The following is a 16,236-nucleotide window of genomic DNA, read 5'->3' on the forward strand; positions in this document are numbered from 1 at the left end:
CTCAGCCCACCCGCTCCAGCATCTCCCGTGCGTGATTGAGCGTCTTTTCGGTGATTTCGAGTCCGCCGAGCATGCGCGCGATTTCATCGGTCCGCTCATCCGGCGACAGCGTTCTTACGTCGGTGACCGTCCGGCCGTCATCCCGCTGACGCTTCTCCACCTGCAGCTGATACGTCCCCTGTGCCGCGACCTGTGGCAGATGCGTAATGCAGAGCACCTGATGGTGACGCGCGAGGGCACGCAGCTGCCGTCCGACCACTTCGGCGACTCCGCCGCCAATCCCGGTATCCGCTTCGTCGAAAATCAGCGCCGGCAGCTCCGCGGTATCCGCGGTCGCCACCTCGAGGGCAAGCCCGATGCGCGAGAGTTCGCCACCGGAAGCGATCTTCTGCAGCGGCGCCGGTCGCTGGTCCGGATTGGTGCGGACATCGAACCGAATGCGGTCCGTGCCGTGGGCGGCAGGTGTGGCGCCATCATCCGGGTCCACGATGATGGTCAGCTCGGCCCCGGCCATGCCCAGTTGGGCGAGGAGTTCGTCGACCCGCGCACCGAGCTGGGCGGCCGCCGTCCGGCGGGATTCCGAGAGATCCATTGCCGCATTCCGGTACTCATCGAGGAGGCGGTCGCGTTCGGCATGAAGCGCCAGCAGCCGGCTGTCCGCCGACTCGAGGCGGTGCAGGTCTTCCCGGAGGGATTCGGCATGGGCGGCAAGCCCTTCAGGTTCGACCTGGTGTTTGCGGGCCAGGTCGTGGAGTCGGCTGAGCGTGTCTTCGACAACCTGAAGCCGTTCCGGATCGAGCTCCAGCCGGTCGGCGAACTGTCTCAGCCCCTGACAGGCCTCCTCCAGCTGGACCTGACCGGTGGCCAGCAGATCCCTCGCCTCGGTGAGCGAAGTATCGACATCAAGATGCGGATCCAGTGCCCGCTCGGCCGCCGCGATCAATGTCTGGGCGGTGGTGTCCCCCTCATAGAGGAGTTCGAGGGCCTGCTGACAGGCCGTAATGATCTCGCTCGCGCCGGCGAGACGCCGTTGCTCCTGCTCGAGCTCCGCGAAGGCCGCCTCGGTGAGTGCCGCTTCATCGAGCTCCTCGAGCTGGTAGCGCAGCAGGTCCATTCGATCCTGATTGTCACCATGACCGCCGCTCAGCGAGCGGATTTCCGCCTCAACGTCCTGCCACTGCGCATGGAGGGCGGATACGGCCTCGAGCTTATCGCCATGCCCTGCGAATCCATCCAGCGTCCGCCGCTGCATCTCGGGACGCATGAGTGCCTGGTGGGCATGCTGGCCATGAATGCCCACGAGCATGCCGCCGAGCTGCCCGAGCTGATGACGGGTCACCGGCCGGCCGTTGATCCAGGCCTGTGAGCGACCATTACGCTGGACGACCCGGCGCAGGAGACATTCATCGTCTTCGTCGAGGTTCTCCTCCGCAAGCCAGGCCTGTGCCCGGGGCGTGTCACTGACGTCGAAGATGACGTGGATTTCGCTGCGTCCGGCCGCCTCCGGGACCATTGATGTATCAGCCCGGTCGCCGAGACACAGGCCCAGGGCATCCAGCAGGATCGATTTGCCGGCACCGGTTTCCCCGGTCAGCACGCTGAGCCCGGGATGCAGATCGATCGCGAGTTCATCGATGATGGCAAAGTCGCGGATCTCGATGCGATTCAGCATGGCGGTGCTCCATCCCCCCAATGCAGCTTCGCCCGCAGGATATCGAAGTAGCGATGGCCAGGTGGGTGCACAAGTCGCAGTCTGTGGGGTGACGCGACGATCTCGAGCCGTCCGTCGGGGGAGAGGGTCAGGTCACTCTGGCTGTCGCAGTTGACGTGAACCTGCGCGATGGAATCGGGTTGGACCCGCACCTCAATGCGGCTGTCCGCGCTGATGACCAGTGGCCGGTTACTGAGGGTGTGTGGAGAGATCGGCACCATGGCGACGGCGTTGATGCCCGGATGCATGATCGGGCCGCCCCCGGACAGGGCGTAGGCGGTAGAGCCGGTCGGGGTGCTGACGATCAGTCCATCCGACCGGTGACGGTTGCAGGGCTCGCCATCGATCCACGTCTCGAATTCGATCATGCGCGAGGTGTTCCACCGCTGCAGCACAACCTCGTTCAGGGCGGGTGAACGGGCGATGACCCGCCCGTCCTCCAGTACACGGGCCTCCAGCATCAGGCGCTGCTCGACCTGCATGTCACCGTCAACCACGCGGGCGATTTCGTCGAAGCGGTCCGGCGAGACGTCGACCAGGAATCCGAGCCTTCCGCGATTGACGCCGAGAACCGGAACGCCGTGCGGTGCAACGATCTTCGCGGCGTGCAGCAGTGTGCCGTCGCCGCCGACCACGATCAGCAGATCGATATGCCCGGCAAGGGACGCCAGATCGTCGATATCACGGCCGTCGCCCGATTCGGTCGCGGCGCCCATCGCTGCGTCGAGACAGACGTCGAGGCCCTCGTCCTCGAGTCGTTCGATGAGCTTGCGAATGGTTTCAATGACCGCGGTGTCGTTCGGTTTGCCGGTTATCGCTATGCGTTGGAACGCTGGCATGCACCCCCCTCGCCGATACCTCAACAACTTAGCATGGCGTCCGCAAATTGACAGCCATGCAGGGCGTTGATAGCTTCGCTTGGCACTCTACTTGAGAGAGTGCCAACTCCCACGGAGGTCCCATGGTTCACCGACATGGCGATGAGCCGCTGACAGAGCGTGCACAGCATCTGCTGAAAATGCTGGTGCATCGCTACATCCGCGATGGCCAGCCGGTGGGATCCCGTGCGATGACGCGGGATGGAGGGCTTGACCTGAGCGCGGCGTCCATCCGCAATGTCATGGCGGACCTGGAGGAGGCGGGATATATCCAGTCGCCGCATACCTCCGCCGGGCGGATTCCGACGGATCGTGGCTATCGGTTTTTCGTTGACTCTCTGCTCAGTGTCCGACGCGAGAGCGGGCTGGATGCCGATAACCTGCGAATCCGTCTCGATGCGGGGCGGGATACCGACTCACTGGTGGACTCCGCCTCCAACCTTCTATCCGGGTTGACCCATCTGGCTGGCGTGGTGACGCTGCCGCGGCGCGACTACGGCGCCATCCGGCACATCGAGTTCCTGCCGCTGTCGGAGCGGCGCATTCTGGCCATCCTCGTCCTGAACGACTCAGAGGTGCAGAACCGCGTCATCGAGACGGATCGTCCTTACAGCCCGGCTGAGCTCCAGCAGGTCTCGAACTATCTGTCCCTGGAGTTCGCGGGCAAAAGCGTCGGTGATGTCCGGCGCGGTCTGCTGGAGGCCATGCAGGCCGATCAACAGCACGTGAACAGCCTCATGACCTCGGCGATCGCCGTGGCGCGCGAGTTGTTCGCCGATGACGGCGACACGGACGATGACTTCGTGATCGCCGGCGAGACCAACCTCATGACGTTCGCCGAGCTCTCCAGCGTCGAGAAGCTCAAGGAGCTCTTCGAGGCGTTCGGGCGGAAGCGGGACATACTGCATCTGCTCGACCGTTGTCTCTCGGCCGATGGCGTACAGATCTTCATCGGCCAGGAATCCGGCTATCGGGCCTTTGATGGGGTGAGCCTCGTGACATCCACCTACCAGAGTGATGACCAGGTTCTCGGCGTTCTCGGCGTCATCGGCCCCACCCGGATGGAATACGACCGCGTGATCCCGATCGTCGATGTCACGGCGCGGCTCCTGGGCCACGCCTTGAAACCCGATCATTGATCCCCATTTCTACCGATGAGCGCACGCCGCCCACATGGCGGCGTCAAGCCGGATGCCGGAACAGCGGAGCAAGCAATGAGCGAAGAAGACAAGCGAGAGACCTCAACCGGCGAGCCCGGGCAAGTGGAGACGGGAGCCGAGCCATCCGGCACGGGGCCCGATGGCCAGATGGAAACGCCCGAGGGCGAGGATCTGCAGGCCGCATTGCGTGAGGCTGAGGCCCGCGCCGAGGAGAACTGGAGTCAGTTCCTGCGTGCCCGGGCGGAAATGGAAAACCTGCGCCGGCGGGCGGAAAAGGATGTGGCAGCAGCCCGTCAGCAGTCGCTGGAAAAACTGGCCAGCGAGCTGCTCGGCGTCAAGGACAGTCTCGAGATGGGGCTGCAGGCCGCCAGCGAGGATGGCGCGGACGCGGCCAAGCTGGCTGAGGGCTCGGAGCTCACGCTGCGCATGTTCAATCAGGCGCTGGAGAAGTTCAGCATCGAAGAGCTCAACCCCGAGGGCGAGCGGTTCGATCCGGAGGCTCACGAGGCGATGGCGGCGCAGGAAGCCACCGATGTCGAGCCCAACACCGTGATCAACGTCGTGCAGAAGGGCTATCGCCTCGGCGACCGGCTACTGCGTCCGGCCATGGTGATCGTCGCGAAGGCACCCTCCGATTCCTGAGCGGGGACTTGAAAAAAACCGCTGGCGCCTAAATCTCACTAATTGAACCGAATTTGAAATCGAGGAGCATTGAATAATGGGCAAGATCATCGGAATCGACCTGGGAACAACCAATTCCTGCGTCGCGGTGATGGAAGGGGGATCTTCCCGGGTTATCGAAAACGCCGAGGGTGATCGCACCACGCCTTCCACCGTCGCATTCACCGAAGACGGCGAAGTCCTCGTTGGTGCCGCCGCCAAGCGACAGGCGGTCACCAACCCAGAGAACACGCTGCATGCCATCAAGCGGCTGATTGGCCGAAAGTTCGAAGAGGACGTTGTCCAGCGGGATGTCCGCGAGATGCCCTACAGCATCGTCAAGGCGGACAACGGCGACGCCTGGGTGGAAGTCCGCGACAAGAAGATGGCACCGCCGGAGATCTCCGCGCGCGTGCTCCAGAAGATGAAGAGCACCGCGGAAGATTACCTCGGCGAGGAGGTCACCGAGGCGGTGATCACCGTCCCGGCCTACTTCAACGATTCCCAGCGTCAGGCCACCAAGGACGCCGGTCGCATCGCCGGTCTCGAGGTCAAGCGCATCATCAACGAGCCCACCGCTGCAGCGCTGGCCTATGGCCTCGACAAGAAGGGGGGGGATCGCAAGGTGGCCGTCTACGACCTGGGTGGCGGGACATTCGACGTCTCCATCATCGAGATCGCCGAGGTCGAGGGTGAGCATCAGTTCGAGGTGCTGTCGACCAATGGTGATACGTTCCTGGGCGGTGAGGACTTCGACCGCGCGGTGATCGACTATCTCGTGGCCGGGTTCAAGAAGGATCAGGGGATCGATATCTCCTCGGACCGGCTGGCGCTGCAGCGGCTCAAGGAAGCGGCGGAGAAGGCCAAGATCGAGCTTTCATCGGCGCAGCAGACCGAGGTGAACCTGCCCTATATCACCGCCGATCAGACCGGGCCCAAGCACCTCAACCTCAAGCTGACCCGTGCCAAGCTCGAGAGCCTGGTTGAAAACCTGGTCCAGCGCACGATCAAGCCCTGTGAGGTGGCGCTCAAGGATGCCGGCCTCAAGGCGGGCGATGTGGATGAGGTCATCCTGGTGGGGGGACAGACCCGCACGCCCAAGGTCCAGGAGGCGGTCAAGGCGTTCTTCGGCAAGGAGCCGCGCCGCGACGTCAACCCGGACGAGGCCGTCGCCATCGGTGCGGCGATCCAGGGCGGTGTCCTGGGCGGTGACGTCAAGGATGTCCTGCTGCTCGACGTCACGCCGCTGTCGCTTGGTATCGAGACCCTCGGCGGCGTCATGACCAAGCTCATCGAGAAGAATACGACCATTCCGACCAAGGCCAATCAGGTGTTCTCCACCGCTGAGGACAACCAGGGCGCGGTGACCGTGCACGTCCTGCAGGGCGAGCGGGAGATGGCGTCGGATAACAAGTCGCTCGGCAAGTTCGATCTCTCGGATATCCCGCCGGCTCCCCGCGGCGTACCGCAGATCGAGGTGACCTTCGATATCGACGCCAACGGTATCCTGCATGTGACGGCCAAGGACAAGGGCACGGGCAAGGAGCAGTCGATCCAGATCCGCGCTTCCAGCGGGCTGTCGGATGATGAAATCGAGCGCATGGTGGAAGACGCCGAATCTCACGCCGAGGAGGACCGCAAGGCCCGTGAACTGGTGGAGGCCCGCAACCAGGCCGACAACCTCATCCACGCCGCGCGCAAGAGCCTGGAGGAAGTAGGCGACAAGGCCTCGGATGATGAGAAGAAGGCGGTGGAAGACGCCATTGCCGATCTTGAAGAGGCCATGAAGGGCAGCGACAAGTCGGCCATCGAGTCGAAGACCGAGGCGCTGGCGACGGCGTCCGGCAAACTGGCGGAGAAGCTGTACCAGGATGCCGGAGCCGGCGAGGCCGCCGGCGAGGCAGGCGCCGGGGACGCGGGTCAATCCGGCCAGGAAGACGTGGTCGATGCCGAGTTCGAGGAAGTCAAGGACGACGAGAAGAAGTAACGGCGCTTCGCGGAACAGGCGTTTCGCCGGCAAGGCGCAGCGCATCGAATGACCCGGTCAGCCGGGCGTTCGATGCCTGCGCCTTTGCTGTTGGCGCCGGGGTGGTTACCCTGCAGAGATAACAGTCAGAACGGGCACCATGGCAAAACGTGACTACTACGAAATCCTCGGGGTTTCACAGAACGCTTCCGAGAGTGATCTGAAAAAGGCGTATCGACGTCTGGCGATGAAATATCACCCGGACCGCAACCCGGGTGACAGTGATGCGGAGATGCGCTTCAAGGAGGCCAAGGAGGCCTACGAGATCCTCAGCGATCCGCAGAAGCGCTCGGCCTATGACCAGTTCGGCCATGCCGGCGTGGATCCGAGCGCCGGTGGTGGTGGCGGCGGCGGATTCGGCCGCGGGGGCGCCGACTTCGCCGATATCTTCTCCGATGTGTTCGGTGACATATTCGGTGGCGGCGGTCGAGGCGGTGCGCGGGCCTTCCGCGGCGCCGACCTGCGCTATCGCATGGAGGTCACGCTTGAGGAGGCGGTTCATGGTGTCGAGCGCGAGATCCGGATACCGACGCAGGTCCGCTGTGACGCCTGCGAGGGCTCCGGTGCCGCCCCCGGCAGCGAACCGCAGGCCTGCCCGACATGCAATGGCCACGGCGATGTTCGGGTCCAGCAGGGCTTTTTCTCGATCCAGCAGACATGCCCGCGCTGTAGCGGGACCGGACAGATCGTCAGTGATCCCTGTCGACAGTGTGGTGGCAGCGGGACCGTTCCCGACCACAAGACGCTCAATGTCCGGGTGCCGGCGGGTGTCGATACCGGCGACCGGATCCGACTGAGCGGCGAGGGTGAGCCCGGGGAGCAGGGTGGGCCACCGGGTGATCTGTACGTGGAGATGGTGGTCAAGCCCCATCCGATCTTCACCCGCGAGGGCGCCGATCTGCGCTGTGACATACCTCTCAGTGTGACCACCGCTGCCCTTGGCGGGGAGCTCGAGGTGCCCACGCTGGACGGCCGGGTTACCCTGCGGGTTCCCGCGGGCACGCAGTCCGGGAAGGTTTTCCGGGTCCGCGGCAAGGGCGTCAAGCCGGTACGCGGTGGCACCTCGGGCGATCTGTTGTGCCGGGTGGCGGTGGAGACGCCCGTCAACCTGACCACGCGCCAGAAAGAGCTGCTCGAGGAGCTCGCCGAAACCCTCGAGAAGGGCGGCGAGCACCATAACCCCCGCGGCAGCTCCTGGCTGGACTCGGTGAAGTCGTTCTTCGAAGGGATGAAATTCTGACATGACCGCCGTAGCCATTCTGGGCGCCGCCGGGCGCATGGGCCGAACGCTGATCGAACTGGTCGCGGCGGCGGAGGATCTCAGGCTGGTCGCGGCGACGGTCCGGTCGGGCAGCGAATGGATCGGGCATGATGCCGGCGACATCGCCGGCTGTGGGCACCTGGATGTCGCATTGACCGATACCCCCGGGGATGCGGCGGCAGCGGCCGCAGTCCTGATTGACTTCACGTTGCCGGATGCGCTGGAGGCGAACCTGGCGGCTGCGACGGCGGCGGGAACGCCGATCGTGATCGGCACCACCGGAGTGAGTGCGGCTGGAGAGGAGGCCATCCAGCGGGCATCGGGTCAGCTTCCGGTTGTTTATGCCGCCAATTACAGCAGTGGCGTGACGCTGCTGCGGCGCCTGGTGCAGACGGCCGCGGCGGCACTTGGCGACGACTATGATGTCGAAATCGCAGAGGCCCATCATCGCTATAAGCGCGATGCGCCTTCGGGTACGGCCTGGGCGCTGGGTGAGTCAGTGGCGCGGGGCCGCGGCGTGCGGCTTGAGGATCATGCCATCCAGGCGCGAGAGGGCATTGTCGGGGAGCGCCCCGCCGGCGCGATCGGGTTTCAGGCCCTGCGTGGGGGCGACATCGTCGGCGAGCATACGGTGATGCTCGCAGGTGACGGCGAGCGGCTTGAGCTCACCCATCGCGCCTCCAGCCGGGCCACATTCGCGCGCGGGGCCCTGCGTGCCGCGCGCTGGGCGGCGGGACGCCCTGCCGGGCTTTACGACATGGATGATGTGCTCGGTCTGAACGACCGGGCGTCGGATTGACGCGGGAGACAGTCATGCGCATTGCCATCATTGGAGCGGGGATCGCCGGTCTGAGTGCCGGGCGTGCGCTTCAGGCCGCCGGAATCGATTCGGTGGTCTTCGACAAGGGCCGCGGGCCCGGCGGGAGGATGGTCAGCAAGCGCACTGAGTACGGGGCCATCGATCTCGGCGCCCAGTACTTCACGGCGAGGGACGGTGAATTTCGGGCGGCAGTGGACGAATGGCAATCGGCCGGCGTGGTGGCGCCATGGCCGGTGAATCCGCTGGTTCTTCCGGAACGTCAGCCGGCCCGACCGGAGACCCGACTCGTGGCGGTGCCCCGCATGTCCGCCCTGGCCCGCCACCTGGCCGACGGGCTGGACGTGCAGAGTGGCATTCAGGTCAGTGAGATCACCAGAGAGTTGTCGGGTTGGGTCCTCAGTGGGCGCCACGGCGAGTCGCTGGGCGAGTTTGATGCCCTACTGCTCACTGCCCCGGCGCCCCAGACGCAATCCCTGCTCGCCGAACCCTGTCCCAGGCTGGCGGCTCGTGCCGCTGCCTCGAGGATGCAGCCCTGCTGGTCCGTCGGCCTGGTCCTCGAGCGACCGCTTGAGGTCGACTTCGATGCCGGTTTCCCCAGCAGTGGCCCGCTCGGCTGGGTGGCCCGCTCAGGCTCTCGTCCGGACCGACCCCATCTCCCGGAGATCTGGACACTCCATGCCACGGCCGCCTGGAGTGAGGCCAACATCGAGTGGTCGCCGGAGGCCGTTGGTGAGTATCTCTCCACCGCTTTCGCCGAGTTGATTCGGCAGACGCCGTCGGTGACTGCCCGCATCGCCCATCGATGGCGCTTCGCCCGGGCCCGTGGCGCACTGGCGGAGTCGGTCGGCTATCTTGAGCACGAGGATGTGCTCTGCGCGGGTGACTGGGTGACGGATGGCCGTGTCGAGGGTGCATGGCGCAGCGGGCGCGCCGCCGCCCGGCGGCTCGTCAATCGGCTGATGGAGCGTTCCGGGCAAGGCGGCGGATGATCGCCTCATAGGCATCGCTCAAGGCGTCGATCGCCTCCAGATCAATGTGCTCGTCGACCTGGTGGATGGTCGCGTTCACGGGCCCGAACTCCACGACCTCGGCGCCGAGCGGGGCAATGAAGCGTCCATCCGAGGTACCTCCCGCGGTATCCGCTGTGGGCCATTGACCGGTTTTCTCATGAATGGCGCTCATGACGGCCTCGCGTAGCCGTCCGGGCGGGCTGCCGAATGGCTCGGCCGAGTGAAACCATTGCATGCCAGCGTCCGGTGCGTATCTGGCGACGATGGACTGGATCTGCTCGCGCAGCTCATCGGCGCTGCTCGCCGGGGCATACCGCAGGTTGAAACGGGCCGAGGCTCGGCCGGGGATGATGTTCACCGCATCGGTGTCCGTATCCACCGCGGTGAGTTGCAGTCGCGTCGGTGGGAAGTCCGCGGTGCCCGAATCCCAGTCGCTGTCGATGAGTTCCGCCAGTATCGGGGCGAGACGATGCAGCGGATTGTCGGCCTGATCAGGGTAGGCGACGTGGCCCTGACGGCCATCGATGACGATCTCCCCGCTGAGCGATCCGCGACGCCCCACGCGAATGGTATCGCCGAGTCGCTGGCTGCTGCTTGGTTCGCCGACAAGGCACCAGTCCACCGGTCCGAGTCGGTCCGGCAGGCGGGGCGCGACGGCCCGAATCCCGTCCTGCGCTGGCCCTTCCTCATCACTGGTCAGGGCGATGACAAGCCGCAGCGGGCCATTGTCCGGCGTCCGGGCATAGCGCTCGCAGGCCGTGACGAATGCCGCGACGCTCGCCTTCATGTCGGCGCTACCGCGGCCGAAGAGCCGGCCATCACGGATCGTTGGTTCAAATGGCGGTGACTGCCATGCCTCGACCGGTCCGCTTGGGACGACATCGGTGTGCCCCACGAACAGCAGGACCGGCCCCTGTTGCCCGCGAACCGCCAGCAGGTTGGAGACGTCTCCCCGGGGCAGCCAGTCGATATCGAACCCGGCTCGCCCGAGGCGCTCGGCGAGCAGCTTCTGGCAGCCCGCGTCATCGGGGGTCACCGACGCACGGCTAACCAGCGCCTCGGTCAGGGCCAGCGTACTCTCCATGGCATCGGCGGGCATGGGGGACGTCCTTCGCTCAGGGCCGCAGCAGCTCGTTGATCCCAACCTTGGCGCGGGTCCTGGCATCCACCTGCTTGATGATGACCGCGCAGTAGAGGCTGTGGGAGCCGTCCGAGGCGGGCAGACTGCCCGGCACCACAACCGCCCCCGGCGGCACCTGGCCGTAGATCACCTCTCCGGTCCCGCGGTTGTAGATCTTCGTGCTCTGGCCGATGTACACGCCCATCGAGATGACCGCGCCCTCGCCGACGATAACGCCTTCGACAATCTCCGAGCGCGCGCCGATAAAGCAGTTATCCTCGATGATGGTCGGGCTCGCCTGCAGCGGTTCGAGGACCCCGCCAATGCCCACGCCGCCCGAGAGATGCACATTGCGGCCGATCTGGGCACAGGATCCCACCGTCGCCCAGGTGTCGACCATGGTGCCGCCGTCGACGAAGGCACCGATGTTGACGTAGGAAGGCATGAGCACGACGCCGGGTGCGATGTATGACCCCCGGCGGGCTGCCGCCGGCGGGACGACCCGCACGCCGTCGGCCTCAAAGTCGGCGCTGCTGTAGTCGGCGTACTTCAGCGGCACCTTGTCATAGTAATCGGCCTCGCCACAGCGGATGCGCTGGTTAGGCGTGAGCCGGAAGGACAGCAGGACCGCCTTTTTCAGCCATTCGTTCACCTGCCAGCCGTCGCTGGTCTTTTCGGCAACGCGGGCCTCGCCGCGATCGAGCCTGGCCAGCGCCGCCTCGACCGCCTCCCGAACCGCCGGCGAGGCGGTGTCAGGGCTCAGCGTCTCGCGGTTCTCGAAGGCCGACTCGATGATGTCCTGGATCGATGCCATGAGGGGTCTCCGTCAGTCATTGCCATTGTTGGATGAAGCGGCGCATCCGCTCCAGCGCATCCTCGCAGATGGTCTGCTCGGCCACCAGTGCCAGGCGTACATAACCGGCGCCGGGGTCACCCTCGGGAGTGGGGCGCGACAGATAGCGTCCGGGCAGCACGGTGATTCCCGTGGCGGCATACAGCGCCCGCGTAAAAGCCTCGTCGTCGCCGCCCGGCGCCGGCAGCCAGATATAGAAACCGGCCTCGGGTTCGTCATAGGGCGCCAGATCGGCCAGATATTCCCGGGCCATGGTGAATTTTCGGCGATAGGCCGCGCGGTTCTCCCGGACGTGAGTCTCGTCGCCCCAGGCGGCGAGACTTGCCTGCTGGGCATGAAAGGGCAGAGCGCAACCCTGGTAGGTGCGGTAGGCGCTGAAGGCCTCGATCAACCCGGCATCGCCGGCGATGAAGCCGGAGCGCAACCCGGGAACATTGGAGCGCTTGGACAGGCTGTGGAAAGCGAGGCAGCCGCTGAAGTCATCGCGTCCGGCCGCCTCGCAGGCCTCGAGCAGGCCCAGCGTCGGCGCGTCTTCGTCGCGGTAGAGTTCGCTGTAGCACTCATCGGCGGCGATGACGAAACCGTGGCGGTCGCGGATCGCAAAGAGCTGATTCCAGAACGACTGCGGCAGCACCCGACCGGTGGGGTTGCCCGGGCTGCACAGATAGATCAGGCCGCAGCGGGCCCACTCCAGCTCTTCGATACGGTCGAGATCCGGCAGACCGGATTGCCCCGTATTGAGCATCCGCGGCTGGCCACCGGCCAGCAGCGCGGCGCCTTCATAGATTTGATAGAACGGATTGGGCATGAACACCGCAGGACGCCTGGCTGGATCAATCAGGGCCTGCGTCACGGCGAATAGGGCCTCCCGGGTACCGGCCGCGGGAAGAATCTGCCGGTCCGCGTCGATGGGGGCATTCACGAGCCGGAAGCGCCAGCGCAGCCAGTCCGCGATACCGGCCCGGAGTTCCGGCATGCCGATGGTCGCCGGATAGCGGCCGAGACTGCTGTCCACCCCGGCACGAAAGGCTTCGGCGATGAAGCCCGGCACCGGGTGTTTCGGCTCACCGATGGAGAGGGGGACCGGCGTCGCCGTCGATGCGGGCGTGACACCCTCGAGCAGCCGCCGCAGGCGCTGGAATGGATAGGCATGCAGCCTTGCCAGCCCTGGGTTGCCCTGGTCAGACCGATCAGACCCCATCACCCCGCCTCATGATGTCCGATTCGCCCTCGAAGGCGCTGAGCAGGTCGCTGCGCAGTTGTTGACGCATCGCGCTGCTTAATGGGTTGTTCTCGTCGTCGGTGACAAAAAACACATCTTCCGCCCGTTCGCCGATGGTCGCGATCTTGGCGTTCTGTACCCGCAACCCGTGGCGGGCAAAGATATAGCCGACCTGGGCGAGTAGCCCGGGCTGGTCGCCGGTGATCAGCTCCATGGCCGTCCGATCGTTCCGAGTATCGTCGCTGAAGTCTACCTGGGTCGGTGTCTTGAAGTGTCGCAGGCGTCGCGGTGCGATCCGCGAGGAGGGCTCCGGCAGTGCCTGCGGGTCGTGGAGGTGATTGATCAGCGTCTCGCGCATCCGCTCCACCCGCGCTTCCGGGGCCTCCGCCTCGTCGCGCTCGGACTGGACGAGGAAGCTGTCAAGCGTGTAGCCGTTGTCCGTCGTGATGATCCGCGCATCAAGGATATCCAGCCCCAGCTGATCCAGCGCGGAGACCGCGAGCGCGAAGATGTTGGCGCGATCGCGCGTGTAGATGAACACCTCCATGCCGCCGCGCTTGGCATCGGTCTCGATCAGCGCCAGAGGGGCGTGGGCGGCATCCCCTGCCGAATGGATCGCTTCGGTGTGCCATGCCACCTCCGCGGCGGAGTAGCGCAGGAAGTAATCCGGGGTGAAGTGCCGCCAGATGGAGCGCACGGTCATGTGATGCAGTCCGCGGCGGCGCAGGAGTTCCCGGGCCCGATGCTGGGCCTCCGCCACCAGTTCGTCCTCGTCGATCGGTCGGCCGAGGCCGCGCCGAACGGCCCGTGAGGTCCGCCGATAGAGCTCGAGCAGCAGAGACTCTCGCCAGCTGTTCCAGAGCTTGGGGTCGGTGGCGCGGATATCCGCCACGGTGAGCAGATAGAGATGGTCGAGGTGGTTGAGGTCGCCCACCTCGACGGCGAATTCGTTGATCACCCCGGGGTCACTGATGTCGCGACGCTGAGCGGTCATCGACATCAGAAGATGCTTGCGGACCAGCCAGGCGACGAATCGACAGTCATAGCGGGACAGACCGTGCTGGAGGCAGAAGGCATAGGCATCTTCGGCGCCGAGTTCGGAGTGATCGCCACCCCGGCCCTTGGCGATATCGTGGAACAGGCCGGCCAGATATAGCAGTTCTGGTTTGGGCAGGCGGGCATGCATCTCGCTGAGCAGCGGGAATTCATCATGGTGCTTCGCGACGCCGAAGCGGCGCAGGTTGCGCACCACCATCAGCGTGTGGGTGTCCACGGTGTAGACATGGAACAGGTCGTACTGCATCCGCCCGGTGATCTCAGCGAAGGCCGGGATGTAGCGTCCGAGGACGCCATGACCGTGCATGCGGCGAAGGGCGTGGGTGATGCCGCTGGGCTGGCGGAGGATTTCCATGAAAAGGCTGCGGGCACGCAGGTCCCGACGGAACCGGGCATCGATGCGGTCGCGATGTTCACGCAGCAGTCTGACCGTCGCAGCCCGAATGCCGCGGATCTCAGGGTGCTGTTGCATGAGCAGGAAAAGCTCAAGCATTGCAAAGGGATAGCGACGGAATACGTTACGGTGGGTGACCTCGATGAAGCCACGTTTCACCTGGAAACGCTTGTTCAGCAGGGTTGGCTTTTCATCGACATCGGCATAGAGGATGGTCTCCTGGTAGAGCTGCAGGAGCATCTCATTGAGTCGCGTAAGCCGCATGATCATGCGGTAGTAGCGCTGCATGAACTGCTCGACCGCCAGGGTGTGCTCGGTGTCCTTGTAGCCGAACTGTCGGGCGAGTTCCGCCTGGAAGTCGAACAGCAGCCGGTCTTCCCTGCGCCCGGCGAGCAGATGCAGGGCAAAGCGGATATCCCAGAGGAAGTGCTGCCCCTGGATGAGGTCCTCATACTCGCTCTCGGTCAAAAAGCCCAGGCCGACCAGGTCGCTCAGCGCACGGGCGCTGAAGTGGCGCTTGGCAACCCAGCCGACCATGTGGATGTCGCGCAGTCCGCCGGGGCTTTCCTTGAGGTTCGGCTCGAGATTGTAGGCCGTGTCGTGGTATCGCTCATGGCGGCGCTGCTGCTCGGCCAGCTTGGCCTCGAAGAAGGCCGGACCAGGCCAGACGCGGAAGGGGCTGGTCGCCGTCTGCATCGCGTCGAACAGCTGTCGGTCGCCGGCGAGCACCCGTGACTCCATCAGATTGGTGGCGACAGTAATGTCCTTTTCCGCCTCGGTGACGCAGTCCGCGATGCTGCGGACACTGTGGCCCACCTCGATGCCGATGTCCCACAGCCGCGTGACCAGGTCGGCGAGGCACGCCTCGAGGCCGTCGGGCAGGGTGGCGGGGATGATTATCATCAGGTCCGTGTCGGAGGCGGGGTGTAGCTCGCCCCGTCCGTAACCGCCGACGGCAGCCAGGCAGGCCTCGTCGACAAGCGACCCCAGGCAGAGCGTCCACACCCGGGTGACGATTTCGTCCATCACCGCCGCGCGCAGCGGCACAAGCTCGAAGGCAGGCGTCCCCTCAAGAAAGCGTGCCGCCAGCGTCTCGTCAGCGTCGCGCAGGGCCTGCTGCAACACTGGCGTGGCGTTCTCACCGGCCGCCAGCCGCGCATCGAGGTGATCCAGGTCGAGGAGCTGCCGGTCGATGGACGCAGCCGTGGCCTCCGGCGCCAGAGCCGCCATCTCAGTCGTCGCCGCTCAGGGTCAGGACATCGACGCCATCCTCGGTCACCGCGACCGTGTGTTCCCACTGGGCGGACAGACTGTGATCCTTGGTGACCACGGTCCATTGATCGCCCAGTAGCCGCGTATCCGCACGGCCGGCGTTGATCATCGGTTCGATCGTGAAGGTCATGCCCGGCCGGAGCGGCTCGCCGGTGCCGGCCCGCCCGTAGTGCAGTACCTGCGGTTCTTCGTGAAACCCACGGCCGATGCCGTGACCGCAGTATTCGCGAACCACTGAACAGCCCCGCGACTCCGCCAGCGTCTGGATGGCATGCCCGATATCACCGAGACGGGCCCCCGGACGTACGACATCGATGCCCGCATAGAGGGCCTCATGGGCGACGTCGGTGACACGTCGAGCCTGGACGCCCGGCTCACCGGCGAAGTACATGCGGCTGGTGTCGCCATGCCAGCCTTCATGGATAACGGTCACGTCAATGTTCAGTATATCGCCGCGCTTGAGCTTCTTGCTGCCGGGAATGCCGTGGCAGATGACATGGTTCACCGAGATGCAGGTGGCCTTGGGAAAGCCACGGTAGTTGAGCGGCGCCGGCACGCACCCGAGCGCCTCAATCTTCTCGTGGCAGAGCCGATCGAGTTCGCCGGTCGTGATGCCCGGGCGGACATGCTCGCCGATCATGTCCAGCACGGCCGCGGCTCGTCGGCCGGCCTCGCGCATTTTCTCGATCTCGGCAGGGGTCTTGATGGTGATGCTCATGCGGCCTTTCAAATTGTCGATTTAAACCGCCTATGGTATAAACGGCGCGCCATTTGGGCAATTCGACAAACCAAA

Annotated in this window: 13 protein-coding genes; 6 read left to right on the plus strand and 7 right to left on the minus strand. The window is 65.2% G+C overall.

From position 1 onward, the window contains the following. Nucleotide 1: 1 nt before the first annotated feature. Both recN and V6X63_RS00410 read right to left on the minus strand, forming a co-directional pair. On the minus strand, nucleotides 2–1,672 hold the full coding sequence (gene recN, locus V6X63_RS00405) for a DNA repair protein RecN (RefSeq protein WP_367977843.1): 1,671 nt from the start codon (nucleotides 1,670–1,672) through the stop codon (nucleotides 2–4). After that, nucleotides 1,666–2,550, minus strand: a complete 885-nt coding sequence (locus V6X63_RS00410) for an NAD(+) kinase (RefSeq protein ID WP_367977844.1) — start codon at nucleotides 2,548–2,550, stop codon at nucleotides 1,666–1,668. Before V6X63_RS00410 ends, recN begins: the two co-directional genes overlap by 7 nt. Before the next feature lie 122 nt (nucleotides 2,551–2,672). Here V6X63_RS00410 and hrcA point away from each other — a divergent pair, with 122 nt between their 5' ends. The 6 genes from hrcA to V6X63_RS00440 all read left to right on the plus strand — a co-directional run bounded on the left by hrcA (nucleotide 2,673) and on the right by V6X63_RS00440 (nucleotide 9,505). Further along, nucleotides 2,673–3,728, plus strand: coding sequence for a heat-inducible transcriptional repressor HrcA (gene hrcA / locus V6X63_RS00415; protein WP_367966615.1), 1,056 nt, complete (start codon nucleotides 2,673–2,675; stop codon nucleotides 3,726–3,728). Between the two features lie 75 nt (nucleotides 3,729–3,803). Further along, nucleotides 3,804–4,391: a nucleotide exchange factor GrpE gene (gene grpE / locus V6X63_RS00420; RefSeq protein WP_367977845.1), complete on the plus strand. Its 588-nt coding sequence runs from the start codon at nucleotides 3,804–3,806 to the stop codon at nucleotides 4,389–4,391. A gap of 76 nt (nucleotides 4,392–4,467) precedes the next feature. Further along, on the plus strand, nucleotides 4,468–6,396 hold the full coding sequence (gene dnaK / locus V6X63_RS00425; protein WP_367977846.1) for a molecular chaperone DnaK: 1,929 nt from the start codon (nucleotides 4,468–4,470) through the stop codon (nucleotides 6,394–6,396). A gap of 139 nt (nucleotides 6,397–6,535) precedes the next feature. Beyond that, nucleotides 6,536–7,675 carry a molecular chaperone DnaJ gene (dnaJ, locus tag V6X63_RS00430; protein WP_367977847.1) on the plus strand — a complete coding sequence of 380 codons (1,140 nt, stop codon included), beginning with the start codon at nucleotides 6,536–6,538 and terminating at the stop codon, nucleotides 7,673–7,675. A 1-nt stretch (nucleotide 7,676) separates the two neighbouring features. Beyond that, on the plus strand, nucleotides 7,677–8,495 hold the full coding sequence (gene dapB, locus V6X63_RS00435; RefSeq protein ID WP_367966619.1) for a 4-hydroxy-tetrahydrodipicolinate reductase: 819 nt from the start codon (nucleotides 7,677–7,679) through the stop codon (nucleotides 8,493–8,495). Nucleotides 8,496–8,509: 14 nt separating this feature from the next. Further along, a complete protein-coding gene (locus tag V6X63_RS00440) occupies nucleotides 8,510–9,505 on the plus strand; it encodes an NAD(P)/FAD-dependent oxidoreductase (protein ID WP_367977848.1) in 996 nt (331 codons plus the stop codon). Here V6X63_RS00440 and dapE read toward each other — a convergent pair. The 5 genes from dapE to map are packed head-to-tail and all read right to left on the minus strand — an operon-like array spanning nucleotide 9,465 to nucleotide 16,161. Next, entirely contained in the window at nucleotides 9,465–10,625 is a 1,161-nt protein-coding gene (gene dapE / locus V6X63_RS00445; RefSeq protein WP_367966621.1) for a succinyl-diaminopimelate desuccinylase, read from the minus strand. The genes V6X63_RS00440 and dapE overlap by 41 nt on opposite strands. Nucleotides 10,626–10,641: 16 nt before the next feature. Beyond that, the gene (gene dapD, locus V6X63_RS00450) at nucleotides 10,642–11,460 is read right to left on the minus strand and encodes a 2,3,4,5-tetrahydropyridine-2,6-dicarboxylate N-succinyltransferase (RefSeq protein ID WP_367977849.1); all 819 of its coding nucleotides are present in this window, start codon (nucleotides 11,458–11,460) and stop codon (nucleotides 10,642–10,644) included. Nucleotides 11,461–11,476: 16 nt separating this feature from the next. Then, a complete protein-coding gene (dapC, locus tag V6X63_RS00455; protein ID WP_367977850.1) occupies nucleotides 11,477–12,700 on the minus strand; it encodes a succinyldiaminopimelate transaminase in 1,224 nt (407 codons plus the stop codon). Beyond that, nucleotides 12,690–15,401: a [protein-PII] uridylyltransferase gene (gene glnD / locus V6X63_RS00460; RefSeq protein WP_367977851.1), complete on the minus strand. Its 2,712-nt coding sequence runs from the start codon at nucleotides 15,399–15,401 to the stop codon at nucleotides 12,690–12,692. The genes dapC and glnD overlap by 11 nt, the downstream gene beginning before the upstream one ends. A gap of 1 nt (nucleotide 15,402) precedes the next feature. Beyond that, nucleotides 15,403–16,161, minus strand: a complete 759-nt coding sequence (gene map, locus V6X63_RS00465) for a type I methionyl aminopeptidase (protein ID WP_367966625.1) — start codon at nucleotides 16,159–16,161, stop codon at nucleotides 15,403–15,405. Between the last annotated feature and the right edge of the window lie 75 nt (nucleotides 16,162–16,236).

This window comes from Spiribacter onubensis, assembly GCF_040838425.1.
Taxonomy (GTDB): Bacteria; Pseudomonadota; Gammaproteobacteria; order Nitrococcales; family Nitrococcaceae; genus Spiribacter; species Spiribacter onubensis.